The following is a 22,706-nucleotide window of genomic DNA, read 5'->3' as shown; positions in this document are numbered from 1 at the left end:
AGTTCCTACAAGCGCAGGTCGCCGCGCACGCGGATGACGAGCCGCCGGTTCTCAGGCTCGCTGCCATCCGTCCCAGGCCGGGGCGCGGTCTGCCCACGCCCTGAGACAACGAAGTTCGAATCGAAGCAGTCCCGCTCGTAGCCCGCGTCGCGGAGTTGATTACGCACCGTGAAGAATACTTCTTGGGCGCGCGCGGCACTCGCCCTCACATTGTTCTCGAAGCTGTACCGCGCCACCCCTTCCCGGACACCGCACTCCCAACTCGTCCCCAGGAACGGACGGTCATCGGTGTGCCCTTCCAGGATGATGGAGGGCTCCGCGCCCGCGTCCCGCATGGCCTCCACCGCCTGGCAGACGCGATGAATAAGGGGAACAGCGCCGCGCTCGAACTGCTCGACATAGGCAAGAGGCGTCCGGCACTGGCCCAGGCCGAACTGCATGTTCTTGAATTCAATCTCCAAGGCATTCACGCCACCATCCAGCCCGCTGAGCGCGATGAAGCCGCCATCGAGCATGGCATCAAGTGAAATCAAATCCTCCCGCAGCGCGATGAGTGATTCCTGGACGCCCTCCTTCTGCGAATCCACCTTCTCGATGGCGGCCTCCTTGTCGCGGATGGCGGCCTCACGCTGCTCATGCGCTTCGAGAATGAAGATGACCGCCAACAGCAGGAACACTACCGCGACGCCCGCCATGAGGTCCGCCAGCGACTTCTCACTCCCATCTCCAGAGGCGCTCATGTCCGCCGCACCTGCGTCTTCAGCGCCTTGCTGAGTTCCTGAACCGTCTCGCTGAGGTCATCGACGCCCTGAGCCAGTTCCCCCGACGTCTTCTCCACCACGCCTCTCAGGTCCTGCATGACCTTGGTCCACTGGCCACTCAACGCCTGTGCCTGTTTCTCGACGGACTCCTCGTAGCTGCGCGTCAATCCGTTGAGCACGGGCTGAATACGTTCAATCGCCTGGCGCTGCGCGTTCAGCAGATTCTCCTCCACCTTGACGACTTCGCGGCGGCCCTGGGTGACCTGATTGAACTCCTTGGCAGTCTCGATGAGCTGGCGAGAGACCTGCTCCAACTGAACAGCTGCCCCCTTCGCCTTGTCATGCGTTTCACCGGCCCCCCGGGTCGCGGAAGCAAGCTGGCTGGCTGTGTTTCGCAGTTGCTCCGTGAGCTGCCGGAGCCCATCCTGGGTCGTCCCCATGACCTTGGAGAATTCCTCGGACCGGCTCTGGAAGCTGTTCATGTCTACGTTCGCGGCCGAGCGGAGCGCCTCCACCTGTTGCGACAGCAATATCGACTGAGTTCCCGCCTGCTGATGGATGTGCTCGGCTGAATGCGACGCGGATTGCACGAGCCGCTGGGTGCTCGCATCCATGCCCGCTAGCACCTGCTGGAAGCGCTCCACGACGGACTCCACGCTGCGCTCCAACTGCCCGAGCACCTGCTGATTCTCCATCCCCAGCCGATGTGACGACTCCGTGGACGCCTTGAGAACGCGAGAGACAGCGACCTCCAGTCCATCCCGCACCTAGTCGAAGCTCTCCACGACCGTGGTGACGCGAGCCCCCAGCACGTCGATTGCGCGCTGGTTCTCCGCGCCCCACTGACGCGCCTGGGTTCCCATCATGTGAGACATGGCCTCGAACTGCTGTTCAAGCCGGGGAAGCACGCCCAGCAGCTCCTGCATCTGCCTCGCCATGTCCTGGGACTGGGAATGAAATCCGCCGGACACGGCGTCCCGGAGCTGTTCGAGGATGCGCCCCAGGTCATGCTCCTGCCGCTCGGAGAGCGACTGCTGGATGGAGCCCAGGCTGTCACGGACTGTGGACATCTCCTGCTGGAGCGTCGCCGCGAATCCGGAGGCGATGGAGCGCTGGAGGTCGGTGGCTATCTCCCGCACGGCCTTCTCCACCGCGGAGAGCTGCCGGGTGATGACGTCACCGACCTGCTCCTTCATCATGGTGCCGAAGCTCGTCTGGACCTGGGTGCCAATGTCCTGGAGTGAGACCTCGACGCTCTCCAGATGGAGGAGCCGCTCCGAGAGCTCGCGACGTGTCTGGACCAGCTCACCCTTCAGCGCGCTCAGCGCGTCCCGCCTCGCGGTCGCCAACACGATGCCGTGTGCATCCAGCGTCTGGGTAGCGGACTCGAAACGAGGACGCATGGCATCCAGCCTCGCCAGCAACCGACTCTCCTGGACCGACGCGATCGCCTGGAAGAAGAACGACCCCACCAAGCCCATCGCTGAGACAAAGAACTTGGCTCCCATCTGCCCGATGGCAGCGGAGAGCAACACCGCCTGCGTGGCCCCCGCCGCGCCGCCGCCCATCAGCGCCTCCCTGACGGGCCCCACCAGTACCTTTCCCAGCAGACCGAACGTCATGACGAGTGCGATGCCCGTCAGGTTCTTTCCCAGCGCGTGCCCCCACGAATGCCGGAACAGTGCCCTGCACGTCTCGCGCAAGCCCTGAGAGGGCTCCGCCCGGATGAGGGCGGGCCGCGGCATCGGCTGACCTCCTGGCGGGAAGACGAGCTGCTCACGAATGGCTCGCCACAGCGCCCGCGCCTCTACCTGAGGCCCTGGCTCCTCCCGCCGCCCTTCGAGCACGTCTTCAAGATGCGTATCCAGCAACTCGATGGCGCGTCGCAACTTTCGTCGCCGCACCTCGACCAGGATCGGAGCCAGCAGCGACAGCATCGCGATGATGCCGATCGCATGGCGCAGCTCCGGATCTCGCCATAACGCCGCAAGGGTATCCATGCTTCAGCCCTCCCCCTCTTCATGAGCCCTCTGGAAGACACCCGAGTACTGCTGAGTGTCGTCGTTCGTGGGCGACAGGAAGTCACGCGCGATGGCGCGCTTGCGCTCGACCAGATCATGAAGCCGCAGGTCGAAGCCCATATCGGGACGACCCTGGCGGTGGAGCAGCGGGTAGTACACATGCACGGGACGCACCTGCCCGATGCGATGGGCGCGGTCCGTCGCTTGGTCTTCCTTCGCGGGGTTCCACCAACGCCCGTAGTGGATGACGTGATTCGCCGCGACGATGTTGAGTCCGGCTCCCGCCGCTAGTGGGCTCAGAATCAAGACCTGGAATCCCTTGGCCCGCGAAAAGGCGTCGATGTTCTGAAGCGCCGCCTTCCGGCTGTCTGGCTCTCCGTTGACGATGTCGACACGCCCCAGACGGAATCGCTCCGCGATGAGCTGCGCCAACAGGTCCTGCATCGCCCGGGACAGAACGAAGACCAGGGCCTTCTCCGACCCCGCGCCACCGCCCTGGCTCTCAATCTCCTCCAGCAACTCCAAGCACAGTCGTGTCTTCGGGCTCTCCCGGAGCGCGGTGACCGACGACAGCCCGCGTGCATCCGTGAGCAGCGCGGGATGCTGATAGAGTTTCTGGAGTGCGGAAAGCGCCCAGAACGAGCCCCGCGAGGACATCTGCCGCGCGATGAGCCGCTCCTGCGACTCCTGCTCCTCCGTCATCTCGACCTTCCTGCACTGCGGGCGTTTGGGAGGCAGGTCCTTGAGGGCCTCCGCCTTCTCTCGCCGCAGCAAGGTGCAGCCCGGAGAGGGATAGTCCAGGCGTTGGCGCAGGGTTTCGATGGCCTCCTCTCCCTGGTGTTCCTCTCGGAACGCCGCACGCGTGCCGAAGACACGGGGTTGCCGGCACTGAAGCGCGTCGTAGATGGCCCAGACGTCGAGCAACTCGTTCTCCACCGGCGTGCCCGTCAGGCCGACCGCGAATGAGCGCTTCAACGCGCGGGCGGCGCGCGAGCGCAGGGTGTCTGGGTTCTTGAGGTTGTGCGCCTCGTCGAACACGACGACGTCAAAGTCCACCTTCAGCAACGAGCGTTGATAGGCCCCCAGCGTCTCGTAGTTGGTCAGCACCAGGTCCTGCCGCGACAGGAAGGCGCCGTTCAGTTCTCCGTCACGTTTGACGGCCTCCAAACCGGCACCATGGAGAATGAAGGGCTCCCAGGTGGACTCGACGAAGAAACGCTCCAGTTCCTGGCGCCAGTTCTCCAGCAGGATGGTCGGGCACACGACGAGCTGAGGCTTCAGCCGCGTTCCAGGAGGAAGCTGTTCATGGAGCGTCATGCGCCGCAGCGTGAGGAAGCAGGCAACCTGGAGTGTCTTGCCCAGGCCCATGTCGTCCGCCAGCAGGACACCAGGCGTCGCTTCCCGCGCGCGGCGCCACAGCCATTCAATTCCCTGTCGCTGGTGAAGCTTGAGCTCGACGCCCGTCACCATCACGGAACGCAGCAACTCCCAAGGCACGGGGTCATCGATGCCGGATTGCGCTGAGCCAGTGGCCGATGCGGCCAGCTCACGCACCCTGACGGCTTCAATGGACTTCTTGGGCTTGGATGAAGACGCAGAGTCTCCACCGGAGGGAGCAGCCGTCCCAGGCTCAGGCTCCGACAGACGAAGCGCCGTCGTCAACTGACGCCGCAGGTCCTCCCCCGGTGCGATGCGAGCCCCCGCCACGGTGAGCGGCTCCGTGCTACCTCGTGCCAGCGCAGCCTCGTTCGCGGCGTAGAGCTCCGCGGCGGTCTCCCGCGAATCCAGCCGCAAGGGCACGGCGTCACGACCGTCCGGCGAAGCAACTCGCAACGTGAACGAGAATCCGCGCTCCCTGTCACCTGGGTCAATCCATTCGAGCCCCGAGCCTTCGACGCCCACAGCGGGCTCGCGTCCTCGCTGGACCTCGAAGCCGAGGACGCGTTCGGAGTAGAGCGAGAGGTCGAGGATGGCGTCCGCATTCACCCCCTCGGGAATGATGACCGTGGGGTCCTCCATCTCCCGTTGGACGTCCGCCGCGAGGCGGTGCTGGAGGGGCCGGACGTTCTCCAGGATTCTCTCAGCGCCTTCGGGGAGAACCAGGGGCCGCCGGGCGTCATCCCCCGCGATTCCACCCGCCTGAAGGCTCCCGAGCGGCAATGCCGTCTGCCTCCCATCGGGATGAATCGCGTAGGGGTGCAGCGAGACGACTTCCGTCGCCTCCGGGTCCTGCTCCCAGCGCAATCCCACGCGGGCAACAGGTTGCGGCTGATAGCGGCTCAGGTATCCCCGTGCGGTGTACTGGACACGGACGGCCAATCGCCGAGAGACATCCTCCAGGACGCCGCGAATCCGAATGACACGCGCGAGCTGTTCCTTCCGGGGTGCATGGGTTGCCAGTCTGGCCTCCACGCAAGCCCAGGCGGCAGCCGGCCCCAGCAGGATGGGCTCACCGCGCTCGGACGAATCAACGAACCAGGGGATGGGATTGGGCGCATCGGGGAGCAGCTCGCCCGCGATCCGGACCCGATACCGGGCACCCGCCCCGCCAGGGACGCCCACGACCTCACAGCCGATGTCCTGCTGTTCGAGCCCGACCAGGTCCATCAGGAGGTGCTGGAGGACCGCCCATTCTTCATGAAGCGACTCACGCTCCTCTTCATCCAGCCCTCCATCCACGGGCCGGCCCAATGCAGCCCATTCGCTCTGGGAAAAGCGGAGCTGGTGCCCATCGAGCCACCCGCGCTCCCTCCACTCGGCCTCACGCAGACCGACGCGGAAGGCGAGTTCTGTAGGCAGGTCCTGCAGGGAGATACGTAACTGGCCCGCGTCGATGGACCAGCGCTGAAGCGTCCCACGCGGATTGGACGTCAGTGACTCGGGAGACGGCATTGGGATGGCCCCCGCAAGCGTCATTGCTTGCACGCGCGAATAAGAATCAGGCCTTCCGCACAGACGCACTACCACCGCAGGGTGATGGCCAAAACGCGGAAACTGTTCATCCCCAGCCGCCCACTGTATTCACGGGCAGCGCGGCATGGCGTCGTGCCTCACTCAGCCGTGCCGGGCATCCGCCGACGCGGAATCTACCTCCGGCATCCGGAACGACAGACAGTAATAAAACGGCGCCACCTGCTCCTCGGTGACGTCGAACGCTCCCGGAGGCAGCAGCTCCCGGGGGCTGTGTGGATCCCACGAGTAGAACGTCATCGCGCGGAACGCGGCGCGCTGGAACAGCGAGGGCCGGAAGGCCGGGTCCATCTGCTCGTCCACGACCACCAGCGGCGTGCCCGGCTTCGCCACGCGCGCCATCTCCGCCAGGGCCCGCTCGGGTGCCCGGTAGCCGCCAATGCCTCCCACGTGAAACACCCGGTCGAACGACGCATCCGGGAACGGCAGCGCGTGCGCATCCGCCATCATCAGTCGCACGCCCGCACAGTCTCCGGACCGCAACCGCCGCTTGCAGTGCTTGAGCATGCCCTCGCTCAGGTCCACGCCCCACACCTCCACGTCGAGCCCCGGCGGCAAGCCGTCACGCAGGAGCGGCAGGTTCGCCCCCGAGCCCACGCCCACCTCCAGCACCCGCACCGGGCGCCCGTCCTCGTGCGGCGTCAGCGAGCCGAGCTCCACACGGCGCATGTACCCCGCGCGCATCCGCGCTTCCGAGACAGATTGAAGCAGCGGTGTCAGCAGCGTCGTCAGCGGGTCATGCAACACCGGCAGCCCGTCGTAGATGACGCGCATCAGCCGGTCCGTACCGCGCACCGCGTCCTCGCGATACAGCCGCGCCATGCCGCGCGCTACGCTCCATGCCTCCCCGCAGCCACCGCAGCGCAGCCACCCGTCGCGGATGCATCCATCCGTCTCGAGCCCGTGGAACACCAGCGCCCCACCACATGCGGGACACGCCAGCAACGCCACGTCCCGGACGCGCACACCGTTCATGAACGCGCGAGCGCCTCCGCGCGGGCCTGCTCATCCCGCATGCCCAGCCGGGTGAACAACTCCACCGCGCGCTGCTGATGGACCCACCGTGCCGGGTCCTCCAATGGCAGGTGCCTGGCCAGCGCCACCCGCGCGTGGGCCTCCTCGAAGGACTGCCCCTTCCTCGATGCGACAGCGACACACCGGCGCCACGCCTCGAAGGCCCGCGTGGCGTCGTTATCCAGCCAGGCCTCCTGCCCACGCCACAAGCGCGCCGCGGCCTCACCGAAGGGGAACACCTTGGCGAAGACCTCCGCCTCCCGGCGCGCGGCCTTGGCGCTCGCCACCAGCGAGGCATCCGTGCCCCGCTCCAACAGCGTCAGGAGCACCTCCGCCACCGTCATCACACCGAAGTAGACGAAGTGCGCCACGGGCTTGCCGGACGACATTCTCGCCAGCGCCTGGTCCGCCGCGGCCCGGGCCCCTTCCGCGTCCCCTTCACGCAGCCGCAACAGCGCCAGCGTCCCCTCCACGATGATGCGGTCCGTCTGCCCACCCTGGGCTTCCGTCCACGCCAGCGTCTGGGTCAGCGCGGCGCGGGCCTTCGCGTAGTCGCCCAACCGTAAATGGATGTGCGCCTGGTAGTGCAGCGCCCAGTGCTCCGTCTGGAGCGCTCCGCGCCGCCGCGCCGAGTGCTCCAGCCACTCCATCAGCGGCAGCCCCCGCGCGAACTTCCCCTGGTAGCACGACACCACCGTCAGCAGCGCGCGGCACTCCTCCGCCAACCGCACGTCGCCCACCGAGTCGACGATACCCATGGCCCGCTCCAGCCACGCCTCGGCCTCCGCCCACCGCGCCACGTACGCGCCATACACGGCGTTGCGACACAGCACGAAGGCCAGGTCCGCGGGGTTGCCCACGCGCTCGGCCACCTCCAACGCGCGGCGGGACCACGTCTCCGCCACCGACCGGATGGGCAGCGTGCCCGCCACCACCGCCATGCTCGTGTAGCCCCGCGCCAGCTCCGGCGACGCGCCCGCCGGCTCGCACAGGTTCAACGCACGCAGGCCGGACCAGAGAACGGGCAGCGCCTGGTGCGCATAGATGAACGCATCGAGCAGCCGCATCAACAGCCGCCCCGCCACGCGCCGCACCCGCCGCTGCTCCTCCGTCTCCTCGTCGTAGTCCTCCGGCCGGGAGCTCTGAGCCAGCCGCAGCAGGCCCTGCCCCAACGTCCCCAGCGCCCAGCCCATGCGGCTGGACGGCACGGGCCAACCGAAGTGCCGCAGCGCACGCTCCGCATGCTCACGGAAGGACTGGAGCTCCCCCAACTGGAAGCGCGTCTCCGCCAGGAGTGCCTCCAGGTGCCCCAACGTCATGGCGTCGCCACCCACTTCGGTCACCCGTATCAGCGCCCGGGTGAGGAAAGGCAGTGCTTCGCGGCAGGCGCCCACGCGAAGGGCATCCTCGCCCGCGCGCAGCGCATAGCGAGCCTCACGCAGCGCGTCCCCGGCCATGCCCCAGTGGTAGGTGAGCGCCGCCGTCCACTCCGCCCGCTGCCCATGCGCCGCCTCCATCGCCAGCGCGGCGCGCCGGTGCAGCGCGGGCCGCGCGTCCACGGGCAAATCATCCAGCACCCCTTCGCGCAGCTTGTCGTGCGCGAAGCGCCAGCGCCCATCCGCCACGTCCAGCACCGCCGCCGCCGCGCAGTCCGTCAGCCAGTGCTCCACGTCCACATCCGGCGCGGCCTGCTGGAGCAGCGGCACGTCCACCTGCCGCCCGACGATGGCGGCCACCTGCAGCAACTCCCGCGATGGAACCGGCACCTTCTCCAGCCGCCGCTGCACCAGCCTGCGCACGCCGCCAGCGAAGACGCGCTCCGGCAGTGCCATGTCGCCAAGCCGGTCCAGCCCTCCCGCCTCCTCCGCCAGCGCCCGCACCACCTCCACGAGGAAGAAGGGATTGCCCTCCGTCTCGCGCAGCAGCAAGTCCACCAGGTGGGGCCGGGCTCCGGGTGCCCCCACCATGGACTCACTGAGGATGGAGACCTCCCGAGCGTCCAGCCGAGGCAGCCGCAGCAGTGACAGGCCTGGCAGCGCCGAGGGAAGCGAAGGCGCCTCATCGTCCCGGAAGCTGCCGATGAGCAACAGGCGCAGCGTCAACGCCCGCGTGGCGAGCCGTGAGAGCAGAAGCAGCGACTCATCGCCCGCCCAGTGCAGGTCCTCCAGCACCACCACCACGGGCTGGGTCAGCCGCGCGAACACGTCCTCCACCACCTGGAGCAGCCGCGCCTGCACCATGTCCGCGCCCACTTCGGCGGGGTCCGCGACGGGGTGCCCCAACAGCGCCTCGATGTCCGGCACCAGCGGCTTGAGGATGCTGGCCTCGCGCTCACTCAGCGTGGTGAGGATGGCCAGCCAGCGCAGCACCGGACGCCATTCCTGGTACGGGCTGCCACCCGCCGCCACGCCCTGACCTCGCAGCACCACCGCGCCCTTCACCAGCGCCAGCGCGCGCAGCTCCTCCAGGAGCCGCGACTTGCCCACGCCGCTCTCCCCACCCACCAGCCACGCGCCGCCGCGGCCCACCATCGCTGACTCGAGCACGGTGGACAGCCGCGCCTGCTCCTCCACCCGGCCCACGTAGCGCGCGGCCTGGAGGAAGCTCTCGCGTGTGGCGGCGGACTCGGGCGGTACCGGCTCACCGGTGGCGGCGCAGAGCTCGGCAATCACCTCGTCCGCGCTGCGGGGCCGCAGCTTCGGGTCCGGCGACACCAGCCGCTCCAGCACGGCCTTCAGCGCGGGTGGGAAGTCCGGCGGCGCGGGTACCTGTCCGGCATGTGGCAGCCGGCCGAACATCATCTGGCTGGCCATGGCGCCCACACTGAAGAGGTCCGTCACCTCCGAGGGCGGCTGGTCCTCGAACAGCTCTGGCGCGAGGTAGCCCGGCGTGCCGCCCGGCTGCGCGTGGTGGACGTGCTCGCGCCCCACCGCCAGGCCGAAGTCCAGCACCTTTACCTGCCCGTGGGCCACCAGCACGTTGGCGGGCTTGAGGTCGCGGTGGATGATGCCGCGCCGGTGCAGGTACGCCAGCGCCATCAGCGTCTGCATCAGCAGCCCCACCTGCACACGCAGTGGCTGCCCCGTGCCCGCCTGCACCAGGTGCCGAGCGTCCTCCAGCAGGTCCATGGCCAGATAGGGCCGGTGCTCGGCGTCGAAGCCGTAGTCCAGTACGCTGATGACATTCGGATGGCGCAGCGAGGCGAGCGTCTGGAACTCGTGCGCCAGCGACAGCGCCAGCTCATGCCGGGCGATGGAAGACGGCGTGTACTCGCCCTCGGGCAGCCGAGGCAGCCGCGCCAGGTCCTCCAGCGTCTGGTGCAGCCGCTTCACCGCGACGGGGCCCGCCAGCAGATCCTGCGCGCGCCACACCGTGCCCGCACCGCCCCGGCCCAGGAAGCCGAGGATGCGGTAGCGCCCGCCCACGACCTCGCCTTCCGCGTGGCGACGCGTCGCATCCTCCGGCCGGTGCCGGGTTTCATGAGGAAATTGCCGCATCAGAGGGGGGCCGCCCGCCCCCGATGATAACGGGAACCCCTGGCGGCGGTAGGACTGATTCCAGACGCACCGTAATCCCCGGCTCACCGGGCAAATAAGGCGAGCCTGGGCGGCAGGTCAGCCACTACCCAGGCGCGGGCTCAGCCCCCGCCGAAGACACTGGCCAGGCTGCGGCCCCCCTGCACGGCGCCGTAGATGATGACGGTGAAGTAGGTGAGCGACCCCACCGTCATCCCGTGCCCCATGAGGATGAAGTAGCCGTCGCGCTGCAGGATGCCGATGGCGAAGAAGAGCGCGGCCAGCGCGGGCAGCGTGTTGCTGAAGGGAATCAGGCCGAACGGCATCATCAGCAGCACGCCCGCGAAGAAGAGCATGAAGCCGTTGAAGCGGTTGGTGCTGGAGCCGTGCGTGAGCGCCAGCAGCCGCGGCTTGCTCATCTTGTCCACGTACTTGGTGAAGACGTCCGCGCCCTTGTCCAACGCCGGGGCCAGGTTGGTGCGCAGCAGCGGCTTGTCCAGCAGCTTCCGGGGCAGCCAGGGCGTCCGGTTGAACGTCACGCCCACGCCGATGAGGACGATGAGCAGGCCGAACACCGTGGACACGCCCGGAATCGACACGGGCAGGAGGAAGGGGAAGGTCAGGATGCAACAGAAGAGCAGCAGGCCCTGCTCACCACACGCCTGCATCAGCTCCCGCACCGTCAGAGATTCGGGCAGCCGCGCGGACAGCGCGCGGAGGGTGGCGGAGAGCTGGGCTTGGGTATCCGAGAAACCCGTGGACGAAGAGGGGGTGGGTGAAGGCGTCGACATTTCAGGCCGTCACTAGCACGCCCTCCCCGTCAATGCTCAGCTCCAAGCGATGTCGTACACCGCCTCCTCGCCCTCCCTCCGGACAATCTGGACCGAGGGGTGTTTCGCCCCGCTGGCCTCCAGCCCCGCCAGGAAGAGCCCCACGTAGAAGCCCGCCACCACCACGGGCCGGCAGGTCAGCTCATACCGGGTGGGCCCCAGTTGCTCTATGTGCGTCTCCAGATAGTTGGTGCCCGTGCGCAGGTTGCGCGTCATCCGCGACAGCATGCGCTGCGGCCCCAGGAGCCGCACGGTGCCCAACAGCGCGTTGCCGATGAGCGTGGAGCTGAAGCCCTCCACGAAGCGCCGCCCCACCACCGCGGCGGCCTCGTCCAGCGGCGCCTCCGGTGCCAGCGTGGCCGCCGCGACCTTCAGCGCGGCCACCCAGACCTTCAAGGGATAGGCCAGCGCCAGCGAGCCTCGCGCATCGAGGCCCGCCTCGCGCAGTCGGCCCACGCACGCGTCATCCAGGTCATCACCCAAGGCGCGAAGCAGCCCCTGGAAGCTCTGCTGGAATACAAGGGGTTCGGGATTTTCCAAGGCGCGGCAATGTATCGCCTGGAGGACAGGGCCTCAACCCATCGGGTGACTGTCTATCGATGGTTATTCAACACCCGGCTTGGGGGCGCGGCGTGTGCCTCTTTCGACACGGAGCGCCACGCCGCGCTGGGCTCGCGCGACGCAGTGTGATGAAGAGCCGACAGCCCGCGTCATCGCTCGGGCCCGCACGACGCGCTGCCCATCTCCACCGGAGTCCGCCCTCATGAACACGCCCTCTCGTCATCTCTTCGTCGCTGGTGCCACGGGTGCCACGGGCCGCACGCTGATGCGACAGGCGCTGTCGCGCGGTGCGCCGCCTGTCCTCGCGCACGTGCGCCCGAAGAGCGCGGACAGTGACCTGGTCCGCCCCTGGCCCCACAAGGCCGTGGTGGAGCTGTCTGACGGTGAGGCGCTGGTGGAGATGATGCGCGGCTGCACCACGGTGCTCCAGTTGATAGGCACCATGCGCAAGCGCTTCGGGTCGGGCGACACGTATGAGACGAGCGACATCGGCACCACGCGGCAGTTGGTGGAGGCCGCCAGGCGCGCGGGGGTGGACCACCTCGTGCTGCTCAGCTCCGTGGGCGCGGGCCGGCCGGTGGGCGCGTACCTCAAGGCCAAGGCGGAGGCGGAGCGGCTGGTGCGAGAGAGCGGCATCCCCTGGACGGTGGTGCGCCCGCCCGCCTTCGAGGGCGAGTACCACCACATCAACCCCGTGCTGCGCGCCCTCACCCGCCTGCCTCCACTGCGGAACATGCGGCCCATCCACCTGGACCAACTCGCCGCCGTGCTGCTGCGTGTCTCCGAGCAACGCGCGCCACTGAACCAGGTGCTGGAAGGCGACACGCTCTGGGCCGAGGTCGCTGCCGCGGGCGCCTGAGCCATCTTCCGGCGCAGGGCCTGTAGAGTACGTGTTTCAGCGCAGCGAGCCCCAGTTGTACATGGGGTTGGAGCCACTGGTGAGCACGCGCCAGCCAAGCATGATGACCCACTGTTGCCGGTACTAGGAGGGGTCCTGGCTGGACCACCAGAACGGTGGCGCGTTGCGGCGCTTGTTCATCTCGTGCCCGCGTGCCCATGGACCGCCAGGTGGTTCCGCTTGCGTCAACGACCGACTCAGGCCAAGCAGGAACAGCCAAACACTCGCATCCTGCGTCATTTTCGATGCAACCGCTAGTTGCGGAGGGCAACGCGGCGAAAGGAGTACCGCCAGGACTCACTGCGGACGAATGCCCCGCGACTACTTGCCCTCGCGGTGGGGGCGATTGCAGTGGTCGTAGAGCGTGAATGGGAGGGATTCAATCTCGTTCGCGCAGTGCTTCTGGATAGCCTCCTTGAGCGAGGAGGAGACACTCAACATGCTCCGCTCATTGCCAATCAGGGCCGACAGCTTGATGCCCGGGTGCTTCGGGCCCATCGGGATGCGAGCATCCTTCGGATAGAAGCGGATCAACCGCTCGCCGAGGTTGGTAGAATAGGACTTCCTCTCGCCCCCCTCGCGGAATCGCATCATTCAGTCGGCCCCTTGGAAGGGGAGGTGCCATGGCTCAGGAAGGTGGGACATCCAGCATGCGAGCGCCGTCCCGCCTACGGTCCACCCTCCAGCAGCCCCTTCGAGCAGCCACCCACTGCTGAACGGCTAATTCCTGGCGAACTGAAGCGCTGTCCTCGTGCGTGGGGTCCGGCATGAGGGATGTCGGGCTCAAATGCTAACACCACTCCTCAGGTTCCTTTTCGCGGGCGGACGACTCGGAGGACACAATGAATATACATTGGGGAAGCATCTTGCTGGTCGGATGGCTCATGATGGGCTGCGCGACGCCGCGGATCGTGCGCTTGGACACGGGAGCAGGCGCACCCATTGTCTACACTCCGCCGAAGCGCGTGGAGCCCATCGTCGTGGACTCGGGGGCATTCCAGAAGGCGATGACCCGACTCGTGCTGGAGATGCGCTTCTCTCTACGATCCGAGGAGGAGGTCCGCCCACGTGTACATCTCGCTTCGTGGGGTTCGGAGTCGCGTCCCCAAGGGAGAGATTATGGAGCGTGGTGCGCCCAACAAGACAATCCGGGCGAGTGCCTCTCCTTGCTGGAGGATGGCTTCACCTTCCTGGACGCCAAGATGCGGCGGAAGATGGCCCTGTCCTTTGCTTGGGACGGCGTGTGGGAAGGAGTGGAGGAGGCGGTGAAGGAAGTCGTCAACCCACTGGTCCTCAAGGCGATGATTACCTCGGCAATGGCCGCCTACATGGTCCTCGTCGTGGTCCCCGAGCCGGTCACCAAGCTCGTGGCCATTGCCCTGACAACATACGTCATCGCGTACATCGGCCTGGACGCATTCTCAAACCTCGTGAAGGGGTGGCAACGACTGTCATCAGACACGAAGCACGCCGTATCCTTTGAGCAACTAGAGGACGCCGGATACCACTTCGGAAGAGTCATGGGCGCCAATGGTGCGCGAGTCCTCATCCTGGCGCTGACGGCTGCGTTGGGCGGAGGGGCCGCGAACATGGCCTCGAAGGGTCCGATGCTTCCGGGCTTCGCGCGTGCCGCCCTGGCAACGGAGACGAACGCGGGCATCCAACTGTCAGCAGCGATGTCGGGCGGCGTTCGCTCGATTTCCCTGGCAGAAGGCATTCTCACTGTGGGAGTCGTCCCCAATGCCGTGGCCGCCACAGCACTGAATCCGGCGGGAGGCATTCCGAGAGAAACTCGTATTGAAGAACTGGCCAGCGACCCGGCACAGGGAGGGAAAGTCACCCCCAAGACACGTCGTGAGGCGGAAGTGGGCCTTCAACTTGAGGAGCGGAGACAACTCCCAGCACCCATCAAACGGGATCCAACGGGGCAGTCAGAGTTCGTTGACTCCCAAGGTATCAAGTGGGATATCAAGACTTTTGACTCTCGATTCCCGCCCAGGAAGGGTGGCTTCTCGCTTGAACGAGACCTTGACAAAATCAAAGCCGAACTCGCTCGTGGTGAAAACGTCATTCTCAACACCGAGAACATGAGCGCGCAGCACGTTCAAGCGCTGCGAAACGCGATAGACGCCTTGGGCCCTTCAGTTTCGTCCAGGATCTTGTGGTTTCCCTAGGACGAATACGGACGAGCGCATGAACACCATGACGGCGGAGTTCATCAAGGCATTGGATTGGCATACCGAATGGCTGCGTTCCGGGGGACAGAACGGCAAGCGCCTCCACCTGGAGGACGCTGACTTGTCCTTACTCGACCTGTCGTCGAGAGATCTATCGGAGGCAGCGCTTCCTGGGGCGCGCTTGGATGGATGCATCCTGGACAGGACGAAGCTCGCCCACGCCAACCTTGCGTCCGCATCTTTCATCGGCGCCAGCCTCTCCAGAGCGCAGCTTTCAAAGGCCAACCTGGACTATGCGCTCCTTCGAGGGGCCATTCTGACGCAGGTGAACGCGCTCCGAGCCAGCTTCGGCGAAGCAGACCTTCAAGGCGCGGACCTTCAAGGCGCGGACCTTCAAGGCGCCTACCTGGTCAGTGCCAACCTCGCGTCCGCGAATCTCCGAGATGCGCATCTGGAAGGCGCGGTCCTTCATGGAGCGAGGCTTTCTGGGGCAGATCTCCGCGGCGCCTCCGGATTACAGGCGACCCAGGCCTCCTGGATTGATCTGGGTCACGAGAACGCGCCCGTCCGGGTTGAAGGCGAGGCGCTGCGTTCATGGCTGGCCCAGGCTACAATGAAGATCTTCTGATAGGGCAGTCAACGCCTTTCGGCATCACGGCGAGTGGGACCTTGGCCTGCAACGCCCCCTTCACCCGCAGCTCAGGTGCTCAACGCCTTTCGGCATCACGGCGAGCGGGACCGAACCTCGGGCGGTACGAGGGATATGCGCTGGGTGCTCAACGCCTTTCGGCATCACGGCGAGCGGGACGGGCTCGGGCCGATGCAGGCACTGCGCGGCATCCATGTGTGCTCAACGCCTTTCGGCATCACGGCGAGCGGGACCAGCTTGATCAGCCGGCGGATGGCCGTCTTCTTCCAGTGCTCAACGCCTTTCGGCATCACGGCGAGCGGGACCGTCCAGAGGCGTGAGCCCATTTCGTCCCCGTCGAGTGCTCAACGCCTTTCGGCATCACGGCGAGCGGGACCCCACGCGGGGCACCTGGTGCGAGAGGACGCCCCACCTTTGTGCTCAACGCCTTTCGGCATCACGGCGAGCGGGACCGAAGGGTACCACGCGCGCGGCCCTATCGCGCAGGGAGTGCTCAACGCCTTTCGGCATCACGGCGAGCGGGACGGTGCACGGATACAAAGAGACGCCGCAGGTCGCGTTGTGCTCAACGCCTTTCGGCATCACGGCGAGCGGGACTTGCCGTCCTCTGGGATGGCAATGGCGCCCGTATCCGTCAGCACGGGGCGACCGCGCTTGGTGCACCTGACCGGATAATACTATACAAGAGTCGTAGAATCCTGGATGACTTCGACCAGCCTCCCGAATTCTCGCTCATCTCGTGCCGCCAACTCGGCGGACAGTCCTCCTCCCTGTGAAGAACGGTCGACGTAGAAGGCTGCGTCACCGCGCTCGTAGAGCGGAGTCAGTGGGCTGGTATAGGGCAGCGTCTGGAAGCCGAGCTGGAGAAGCGTCTCGTCGATGGCTCCCACCAAGGAGGGAGCCACGATTCGGACATTCCCCGTTCCGCTGCGCACGAGTGAAGGGAGGAACCGTCGCCGATGCTCCAGAAGGGCCATCCGCTTCCTGCTGAAGGCCATCAGGAAGAGCATGTCCTTCAAGGGACCATACAGGGGAACGATATGGTCCTCGTTCTTGAACGGCTCTTCTGGGTCCGCCTGGACAACAGGACAGTCAGCCTGCTCCGTGGCCTCCCCGCAGTCGAGCAAGAACCTTCCGTAGGTGTCCACGAGCTGGGCGCCAATGAAGATGTACCTCCGAGGGGGATGCCGCTTGCTCGTTTCGTAGAACTTCAGGATCCGGCCGATGGCGAAGTCGGTATCTTCCTCGCGGAGGCTTCCCATGCTTCGTCCCATGCTGAGGAGGAAGTCCTTGTAGTGGGAGGGAAGAGGCCGCTTGAGCAGGCTCTCGAGCCGGGAGACCTCCACTGCCGACGCTCCCTGGGCCTGATCGGAAAATGCGGGTTCGAATCCATTGATGTACTTGAGCAGTTCTTTCATGGCGTAGGGCATCAAACGGGAGCAAGAGAGAGTTCAGCATGACTTCTTGTTGATGTCGCAGAGCATCTCCGTCAATACCACCTTGCAGCTGTCGCCCGAGGTGTTGCCGCGCACCTTTGTTGATGGTCCGGTGAGCCACTTGGTTGGTAGCCTCGGGACTACGGTTCCCCAGTCGCGTCAAGGGCTTGGCCGCCTCCGGCGGTGCCCTTCGGGCAGCCCTGACGCGACCGGAGAACCGCAGGATGGGAGCAATCATTTCCGCTTCTCGCGGAAACTGCTGTCGCGACAATGAGTTGACTCCCATCACGAGCGTGATTTCCGGTGGCGCGGCTCCGTAATGGCATTTTCGGAACCTCTCCTCGCGAGCCCCTCAATCAGTGTCCGCGAGAACAGTCATTCACAACTCAAATAGTGTGTGCGGCCACACCAACAACGACTGGCGTAACAACCAGCGACGCTCAACGCCTTTCGGCATCACGGCGAGCGGGACGAAACATGGAGAGCAAGAACATGGGCGGACGCGGCAGGTGCTCAACGCCTTTCGGCATCACGGCGAGCGGGACATGAGAGCTGCAATGCCGCACTCCACGTACCAAGGGTGCTCAACGCCTTTCGGCATCACGGCGAGCGGGACGCCGCCGCAGGTCGTTGTCGGCGCGGCAGGTAAAGGTGCTCAACGCCTTTCGGCATCACGGCGAGCGGGACAGGCGCTCGGCAAGTTTCCGGACGCGATGCTGACGTGCTCAACGCCTTTCGGCATCACGGCGAGCGGGACATGCCAGCGCGGATGTGTAGCTCAGGCCCGGGAGTGCTCAACGCCTTTCGGCATCACGGCGAGCGGGACGTCACAGGACCGCCCGGATTCGAACCCATCGCATCGAGGTGCTCAACGCCTTTCGGCATCACGGCGAGCGGGACAGATGTGGGAGCTGATAACGGTCGGCATGGGTGGGTAGTGCTCAACGCCTTTCGGCATCACTGCGAGCGGGACAACGCGCGTCTTCTCCAGATACAGGTCCCAGCCCTGGTGCTCAACGCCTTTCGGCATCACGGCGAGCGGGACAGCACACCTACGACGCGATCCAACGCAACATCCGAGGGTGCTCAACGCCTTTCGGCATCACGGCGAGCGGGACATTCGTTGCCACGCACCAACTTCGACCAGAGGTCGTTGTGCTCAACGCCTTTCGGCATCACGGCGAGCGGGACGACGCGGTGAATCGCGTTCAGGACCCCCCCTGGCGGTGCTCAACGCCTTTCGGCATCACGGCGAGCGGGACGAAGGAACGCGCGATGGCGGTCGGCTCCGCGCCGTGCTCAACGCCTTTCGGCATCACGGCGAGCGGGACAACACACCTACGACGCGATCCAACGCAACATCCGAGGGTGCTCAACGCCTTTCGGCATCACGGCGAGCGGGACTCCAAGGACACACAGCCCTTGTCCTGGCGATAGACGCGTGCTCAACGCCTTTCGGCATCACGGCGAGCGGGACCTGGAAGCCCACGGCGCGCAGGGCGGCAGCGACCTCGTGCTCAACGCCTTTCGGCATCACGGCGAGCGGGACAAAGCCTTCAATGCTAGCCTTGACACCCTTCTCGTGCTCAACGCCTTTCGGCATCACGGCGAGCGGGACCAGGCGGCTTCAGCGTGTATCCACGCTGCATCAGGCGTGCTCAACGCCTTTCGGCATCACGGCGAGCGGGACAGGACGCAGCGCGGGCTGTTCGTACAGTGAGGATTGTGCTCAACGCCTTTCGGCATCACGGCGAGCGGGACTCATGACTTGGCACCGTACAGGTGTGCCGCCACGGGTGCTCAACGCCTTTCGGCATCACGGCGAGCGGGACGGCATGCACTGCCAGATGGTGGCGCGCAACGCCTTGTGCTCAACGCCTTTCGGCATCACGGCGAGCGGGACGACCCGGACGGACACCGCAAGCGCGTGCGCGTCGGAAACGTGCTCAACGCCTTTCGGCATCACGGCGAGCGGGACTGACAGCGCCCCATCCGCTTGCCGTGGTGCGTCAGCAGTGCTCAACGCCTTTCGGCATCACGGCGAGCGAGACAGCCCGCCTGAATCCCCCAGCAATTCCGGCACCTTACAAACCCCTTTCAAGCACCTCCCCCTCCTTCCCCCAGGTTGGCCATCCCAGGCCCTACCCAGAATCGCCAACCCCATGAAACCACTCGGCTTTTCATCGATCATGCACCTATTCACCTGTCAAAGAGCCTCACCCCCATGAAACGACAGGGAATCCGCCACTTTCGCCATCGCGAGCCTCCGCCACGGCGAGGTGCTTGATTGTCGTCCGTCTCACAGCACCTTGAACGGTGCGGGCTCCTCCGGCCAGTCCTCCTTCGCGTTGATGGCGCGCACGCGCTCCACGCACCCGCCACACAGCCCAATCACCAGCAACGTATCCACGGCGTCCATCCGCCGCGACAGCTCCCAGCGCAGCTTCTCCCGGTCCCGGTCCGTCAGCGAGCAGCGGAACACGGAGAGCTGCAGCCACTCTCCGTATCCCTTCAGCAGGGCATGCACCTTCCGCCACCGCTTGGGGTCGCGGATGTCATAGGTAATCAAATACCAACGCCTCGGCTCGGCCATGGCTCACCTCAAGCGGAACGTCGCGAACAGCCCCGGCTTGCCGGTCCACTCCTTCTCCAGCAGCCGCACCTCCAGCTCCACCAGCCGCGCATAGCTGAGCGAGTACCCCAGCACGTTGTTCTTCCACGTCTCCCGCTTGCGCCGCTCGTACAGCTCGATGGCCTTCGCCCGCCCCGCCTTGCTGAGCCAGACGTGCTCGGACGTCACCTCGAAGTCCGCGTCCGCGTCCCACGCCCGCCGGTTCACCGAGGCCACCAGCGGCATGTCCGCCAGCGGCACCCGGAAGAGCTCCATCACATCCAGTCCCAGCGGCCCCGCCGTGCCCCGGGGCTGATGGTAGAAACCAAACGCCACATCCAGCCCCACCGCCCGAATGGCCGCCTCCACCTCACGGTGGACAAGTCCGAACAAGAAGCCGAGCACCGCGTTGAACCGGTCCCTCGGAGGCCGCCGGTTGCGGCCCTCGAAGCGCAGCCGCGTGTCCACGTCCTCGCCTTGAAGGTACGGCAGCGCTCCGAAGTACCGCGCCGCGCCCGCGCCCTCCAACCCCAGGAGCACCTCCAGCGACGGCGCCTCCTCGCATTTCGGCAGCAACGCCCGGAGGTCCCGCACCGCCGAGGCCAGCACCTGACGCGACTCCGAATCACCGCGCGAGGCGCGAAGCAGGAAGCGGAGCTGCCCCTCCAGCTTCGCCGCCACCAAGCGGCGAGCGAGCCCCAGACACACGGACGCCTGCCGTAGCGCCTCGAACTGCCGCAACCGCCGGTGGACGTTGCCCGCCCCACCACCCAATCCCCCCAAGTAGCGCCCCCCGGACGTGAACCAGTGCACGCCGATGTCGTTCTCCACGCAGTAAGCCAACGCCTGCGCGCTCACCTGCACCGCTCCATGCGCGATGAGCGCCGACACCATGCGCCCGGGCTGCCTCGACGGCGCGCCCTCCCCTTCGGGTGGCGTCACCACCAGCTCCTCCGCCGCGCGCCCCACCCGCGTCCCAGGCGTCGCGACGTGCAGCACCTGCCGCACATCATCCTCCGGAAAGAGCCGGGGCCGCTCCTCCCCCACCACCTGCCGCTCCTCCTCCGGCAGGCACACGGGCGCCAGCGAGCACTTCGCACACTTGCGCTCCTCCTGTGTCACGGGCGGCCTCTCCCGCGACGCACGCAGCAGCCGGGCACGCGCCACGGCCGCCACCACGGCGCCCCGCAGCGCCGCGTCCAACGGGAAGCGCACCGTCGTGTCCGTCTGGTGGTAGCGGACCCGGCACTCCACGGGCGCCCCCGGGAAGCGCTCCTCCACCAGGAGCGCGTAGGCCCCCGCCTGGAGCCGATCGCTCGGCCACGCCTCTGGCGCATCCCCTCCAGGCGCATGGCGTCCGCGCTTGTGCTCGTAGACGACCAGCGTCCCCTCCCGCGTCTTCACCGCGTCCACCCTTCCGTGCAGGCCCAATGCCTCACTCGCCAGTTCCAGCTCGACGTGCTCGCCTTCCTCCTGGAGTTGGACGTGCAGCCGCCGTCCCGCGAACACGGCGGCGTCCGCCACGCGCAACTCCTCCACTTCCTCCAGGTAGAAGAGCCGCTCGCAGTACGCCAGCGCATGCAGCGCGTGCGTGCGGATGGACGGCTCGCCGACGACAGGCTTCGGACTCGTGGATGATGCGTTCATGTATTGGGGCCCCCCGCCCCGGTACCGCGTGACAACGACAGACACCTATCCAGCGCCCTCCGCGAGCGGGATGCGCGGAAGCCGTTGGACCTCGGGAGCAGCCAAGACCTCTTCGAGCCGCCCCACCTCGTAACGAGTGCCACGAGTGCCCACGTGGTCCACCCAGACCGGCAGGGTGAGAGCGCCGGTGGACGCGGTCAGGAAGGCCCGACAGCCCGCTGGCGGCCGCCCCTCCGGGAGCAGACGCGCGTCATTGATGAGGTGCGTGGACTCCCCGAGCGACCACCCCCCGGCCCGCGTCACGGAGCCAGGCTCACGCATCGCCCGGACGACACGGTCCTCCAGCGATTCACCCGAGTCCGGCTCCTCCCGGCTGTCGCACCAGACCACCAGGCGCGCGTCGATGACGAGCTGTTGCTGGTCCGGCGCGGCGTTCTCGTCATTCCCCTTCGCGACCTTCAGGTTCTTCGACCGCCAGAAGGTGCGAAGCACCGTGCTGATGACAGGCGCGTTCAACACACCCGCCGTCACGCGGCAGCCCCGGTGCCGCTCCCGGTCCTGCTCACCCACGAGCGAGAGCAACGCGCCGTAGCACGTCGCGGGCGGCGGCAGGACCTCGGTCTCCACCAGCTCGCGCGCCCGGCCCTTGCGCCAGCACGCCACGGGCACGGACAGTTCGAGCGCGATCACTTCTTCCTCACCTCCAGCCGCTTGCACGCCGCGCGGCAGGCGGCGACCACGCCCGTGTGGAGCTCCGCGCCCGAAAGCACCTCGCGCTCCTCGGCGCCCAGCCCCTCCACCACCTGCCCGCCCAACACCAACTCCTTCGCGGGGACGTCGCCGCTCTTCACCTTGCGCAGCAGCGCAGCGAGCTCCACGCCCCCCGCGCGGGAGGACGGCTCGAAGGCATACAGGATGCGCGGCGCGGCCTCCTGGGTGAGCCGGAAGACGACCGACTCCGGACTGAAGTCGAAGAGGAAGCGGCCGTGGTTGCCCGCGACAGGCCCCAGCGCGCAGAGCTGGTTCAGCGCCGTCACGGCACGGGCCGGCACTCGCAGCGCCTCCGGCGTCAGCGCCACGCCGTACTGGTAGCGCGTCGCGTGCATCTCCGTCCCGTACGGCACGGGGTTGCTGCCCTTCTTCTGCGCGGAGGGCGTGGCCCCGGGGCTCGCGGCGTTGAAGGTGACGTCCCCGGACCACGGCGTGAGGCTCACCGCCCGGGACACCTCCAGCACCGCGCGGCGGACCTTCGCCGTGCCCTTCTCCTTCTCCTGCTTCGCACCCTCCGCGGACATGAAGCCCAGCAGGTCATCATCGATATAGGTCTTCTCCTTCGACTTCCCCGACCATGCGCTGAAGGCGGCGTCCTTCCACGCGTTGGCGCGCGACGCATCGTCATAAGTGCGGTTGCATGGCTCCTGCTCATTCAAGCGCCGCCGCAAGGCGAAGCGGATGGACTCGGCGGAGACGGTGGTGTGGACCTGTCCGTTCCACACCAGCTTCTGGAGGCTGGTGATGTTTCCCTCGGTGAGGCCCCGGTTGTTGGCGGCGGTTCCCAGCGGCGTGACGAAGGCGGCGAAGACGTGAAGGCTCATGAATGGACTCCGGGAAAGTGT

General features: G+C 66.7%; 17 protein-coding genes and 2 CRISPR repeat arrays. Of the genes, 3 read left to right on the top strand and 14 right to left on the bottom strand.

The window, feature by feature from the left end; translation table 11 throughout:
• Positions 1–5: 5 nt before the first annotated feature.
• The 8 genes from FMQ63_RS08985 to FMQ63_RS08950 all read right to left on the bottom strand — a co-directional run bounded on the left by FMQ63_RS08985 (position 6) and on the right by FMQ63_RS08950 (position 11,651).
• Complete coding sequence (locus FMQ63_RS08985; RefSeq protein WP_011557165.1) at positions 6–740, bottom strand: hypothetical protein; 735 nt, start codon at positions 738–740, stop codon at positions 6–8.
• Positions 737–1,528, bottom strand: a complete 792-nt coding sequence (locus FMQ63_RS08980; RefSeq protein WP_011557166.1) for a hypothetical protein — start codon at positions 1,526–1,528, stop codon at positions 737–739. The genes FMQ63_RS08985 and FMQ63_RS08980 overlap by 4 nt, the downstream gene beginning before the upstream one ends.
• The gene (locus FMQ63_RS08975; RefSeq protein ID WP_011557167.1) at positions 1,529–2,761 is read right to left on the bottom strand and encodes a hypothetical protein; all 1,233 of its coding nucleotides are present in this window, start codon (positions 2,759–2,761) and stop codon (positions 1,529–1,531) included.
• Positions 2,762–2,764: 3 nt separating this feature from the next.
• Positions 2,765–5,698 carry a DEAD/DEAH box helicase gene (locus FMQ63_RS08970; RefSeq protein ID WP_216608452.1) on the bottom strand — a complete coding sequence of 978 codons (2,934 nt, stop codon included), beginning with the start codon at positions 5,696–5,698 and terminating at the stop codon, positions 2,765–2,767.
• Between the two features lie 138 nt (positions 5,699–5,836).
• Complete coding sequence (locus FMQ63_RS08965) at positions 5,837–6,727, bottom strand: methyltransferase domain-containing protein (protein WP_011557169.1); 891 nt, start codon at positions 6,725–6,727, stop codon at positions 5,837–5,839.
• Entirely contained in the window at positions 6,724–10,350 is a 3,627-nt protein-coding gene (locus FMQ63_RS38560) for a serine/threonine-protein kinase (RefSeq protein WP_011557170.1), read from the bottom strand. The genes FMQ63_RS08965 and FMQ63_RS38560 overlap by 4 nt, the downstream gene beginning before the upstream one ends.
• Positions 10,351–10,403: 53 nt before the next feature.
• Positions 10,404–11,072 (bottom strand): exopolysaccharide biosynthesis protein, encoded by a 669-nt coding sequence (locus FMQ63_RS08955; protein WP_011557171.1) that lies wholly within the window; start codon positions 11,070–11,072, stop codon positions 10,404–10,406.
• 36 nt (positions 11,073–11,108) lie between these two features.
• Positions 11,109–11,651, bottom strand: a complete 543-nt coding sequence (locus FMQ63_RS08950; protein WP_011557172.1) for a DUF2378 family protein — start codon at positions 11,649–11,651, stop codon at positions 11,109–11,111.
• A gap of 223 nt (positions 11,652–11,874) precedes the next feature.
• On the opposite strand from FMQ63_RS08950, the gene FMQ63_RS08945 reads away from it, so the two are divergent.
• Positions 11,875–12,531 carry an SDR family oxidoreductase gene (locus tag FMQ63_RS08945; protein ID WP_011557173.1) on the top strand — a complete coding sequence of 219 codons (657 nt, stop codon included), beginning with the start codon at positions 11,875–11,877 and terminating at the stop codon, positions 12,529–12,531.
• A 360-nt stretch (positions 12,532–12,891) separates the two neighbouring features.
• Here the strand turns inward: FMQ63_RS08945 and FMQ63_RS08940 are convergent, their stop codons facing one another.
• Positions 12,892–13,164, bottom strand: coding sequence for a hypothetical protein (locus FMQ63_RS08940; RefSeq protein ID WP_011557174.1), 273 nt, complete (start codon positions 13,162–13,164; stop codon positions 12,892–12,894).
• Positions 13,165–13,535: 371 nt separating this feature from the next.
• Between FMQ63_RS08940 and FMQ63_RS08935 the strand changes: the two genes are divergently transcribed.
• Positions 13,536–14,744 (top strand): hypothetical protein, encoded by a 1,209-nt coding sequence (locus FMQ63_RS08935; protein ID WP_228556390.1) that lies wholly within the window; start codon positions 13,536–13,538, stop codon positions 14,742–14,744.
• A gap of 19 nt (positions 14,745–14,763) precedes the next feature.
• Positions 14,764–15,375: a pentapeptide repeat-containing protein gene (locus tag FMQ63_RS08930; RefSeq protein WP_011557176.1), complete on the top strand. Its 612-nt coding sequence runs from the start codon at positions 14,764–14,766 to the stop codon at positions 15,373–15,375.
• Positions 15,376–15,379: 4 nt separating this feature from the next.
• A CRISPR array of direct repeats spans positions 15,380–15,993; the repeat unit is 36 nt; unit sequence GTGCTCAACGCCTTTCGGCATCACGGCGAGCGGGAC.
• An 80-nt stretch (positions 15,994–16,073) separates the two neighbouring features.
• Here FMQ63_RS08930 and FMQ63_RS08925 read toward each other — a convergent pair.
• From FMQ63_RS08925 to cas7i, 5 genes are all read right to left on the bottom strand, one after another.
• A complete protein-coding gene (locus tag FMQ63_RS08925) occupies positions 16,074–16,814 on the bottom strand; it encodes an SMI1/KNR4 family protein (RefSeq protein ID WP_225909640.1) in 741 nt (246 codons plus the stop codon).
• A 454-nt stretch (positions 16,815–17,268) separates the two neighbouring features.
• Positions 17,269–18,883: direct repeats of the CRISPR family, unit length 36 nt; unit sequence GTGCTCAACGCCTTTCGGCATCACGGCGAGCGGGAC.
• A 248-nt stretch (positions 18,884–19,131) separates the two neighbouring features.
• Positions 19,132–19,425 carry a CRISPR-associated endonuclease Cas2 gene (cas2, locus tag FMQ63_RS08920; protein ID WP_011557178.1) on the bottom strand — a complete coding sequence of 98 codons (294 nt, stop codon included), beginning with the start codon at positions 19,423–19,425 and terminating at the stop codon, positions 19,132–19,134.
• Between the two features lie 3 nt (positions 19,426–19,428).
• Positions 19,429–21,090 (bottom strand): type I-MYXAN CRISPR-associated endonuclease Cas4/Cas1, encoded by a 1,662-nt coding sequence (locus tag FMQ63_RS08915; protein ID WP_020479128.1) that lies wholly within the window; start codon positions 21,088–21,090, stop codon positions 19,429–19,431.
• A 45-nt stretch (positions 21,091–21,135) separates the two neighbouring features.
• On the bottom strand, positions 21,136–21,780 hold the full coding sequence (gene cas5 / locus FMQ63_RS08910) for a type I-MYXAN CRISPR-associated protein Cas5/Cmx5/DevS (protein ID WP_011557180.1): 645 nt from the start codon (positions 21,778–21,780) through the stop codon (positions 21,136–21,138).
• On the bottom strand, positions 21,777–22,685 hold the full coding sequence (cas7i, locus tag FMQ63_RS08905) for a type I-B CRISPR-associated protein Cas7/Cst2/DevR (protein ID WP_011557181.1): 909 nt from the start codon (positions 22,683–22,685) through the stop codon (positions 21,777–21,779). The genes cas5 and cas7i overlap by 4 nt, the downstream gene beginning before the upstream one ends.
• Between the last annotated feature and the right edge of the window lie 21 nt (positions 22,686–22,706).

Origin of the sequence: Myxococcus sp. CA005 (assembly GCF_006518205.1) — a bacterium.
GTDB classification, from domain to species: domain Bacteria; phylum Myxococcota; class Myxococcia; order Myxococcales; family Myxococcaceae; genus Myxococcus; species Myxococcus xanthus.
The sequence above is the reverse complement of the archived record's forward strand: the minus strand, read 5'-3'. Positions and strand labels throughout refer to the sequence as shown.

Excerpts from the sequence above, each read along its gene's own strand:
- FMQ63_RS08985 (WP_011557165.1), bottom strand. The coding sequence starts at position 740 with ATGAGCGCCTCTGGAGATGGGAGTGAGAAGTCGCTGGCGGACCTCATG.
- FMQ63_RS08975 (WP_011557167.1), bottom strand. The coding sequence starts at position 2,761 with ATGGATACCCTTGCGGCGTTATGGCGAGATCCGGAGCTGCGCCATGCG.
- FMQ63_RS08970 (WP_216608452.1), bottom strand. The coding sequence starts at position 5,698 with ATGACGCTTGCGGGGGCCATCCCAATGCCGTCTCCCGAGTCACTGACG.
- FMQ63_RS08965 (WP_011557169.1), bottom strand. The coding sequence starts at position 6,727 with ATGAACGGTGTGCGCGTCCGGGACGTGGCGTTGCTGGCGTGTCCCGCA.
- FMQ63_RS08955 (WP_011557171.1), bottom strand. The coding sequence starts at position 11,072 with ATGTCGACGCCTTCACCCACCCCCTCTTCGTCCACGGGTTTCTCGGAT.
- FMQ63_RS08945 (WP_011557173.1), top strand. The coding sequence starts at position 11,875 with ATGAACACGCCCTCTCGTCATCTCTTCGTCGCTGGTGCCACGGGTGCC.
- FMQ63_RS08940 (WP_011557174.1), bottom strand. The coding sequence starts at position 13,164 with ATGATGCGATTCCGCGAGGGGGGCGAGAGGAAGTCCTATTCTACCAAC.
- FMQ63_RS08930 (WP_011557176.1), top strand. The coding sequence starts at position 14,764 with ATGAACACCATGACGGCGGAGTTCATCAAGGCATTGGATTGGCATACC.
- FMQ63_RS08925 (WP_225909640.1), bottom strand. The coding sequence starts at position 16,814 with ATGAAAGAACTGCTCAAGTACATCAATGGATTCGAACCCGCATTTTCC.
- cas2 (WP_011557178.1), bottom strand. The coding sequence starts at position 19,425 with ATGGCCGAGCCGAGGCGTTGGTATTTGATTACCTATGACATCCGCGAC.
- FMQ63_RS08915 (WP_020479128.1), bottom strand. The coding sequence starts at position 21,090 with ATGAACGCATCATCCACGAGTCCGAAGCCTGTCGTCGGCGAGCCGTCC.
- cas7i (WP_011557181.1), bottom strand. The coding sequence starts at position 22,685 with ATGAGCCTTCACGTCTTCGCCGCCTTCGTCACGCCGCTGGGAACCGCC.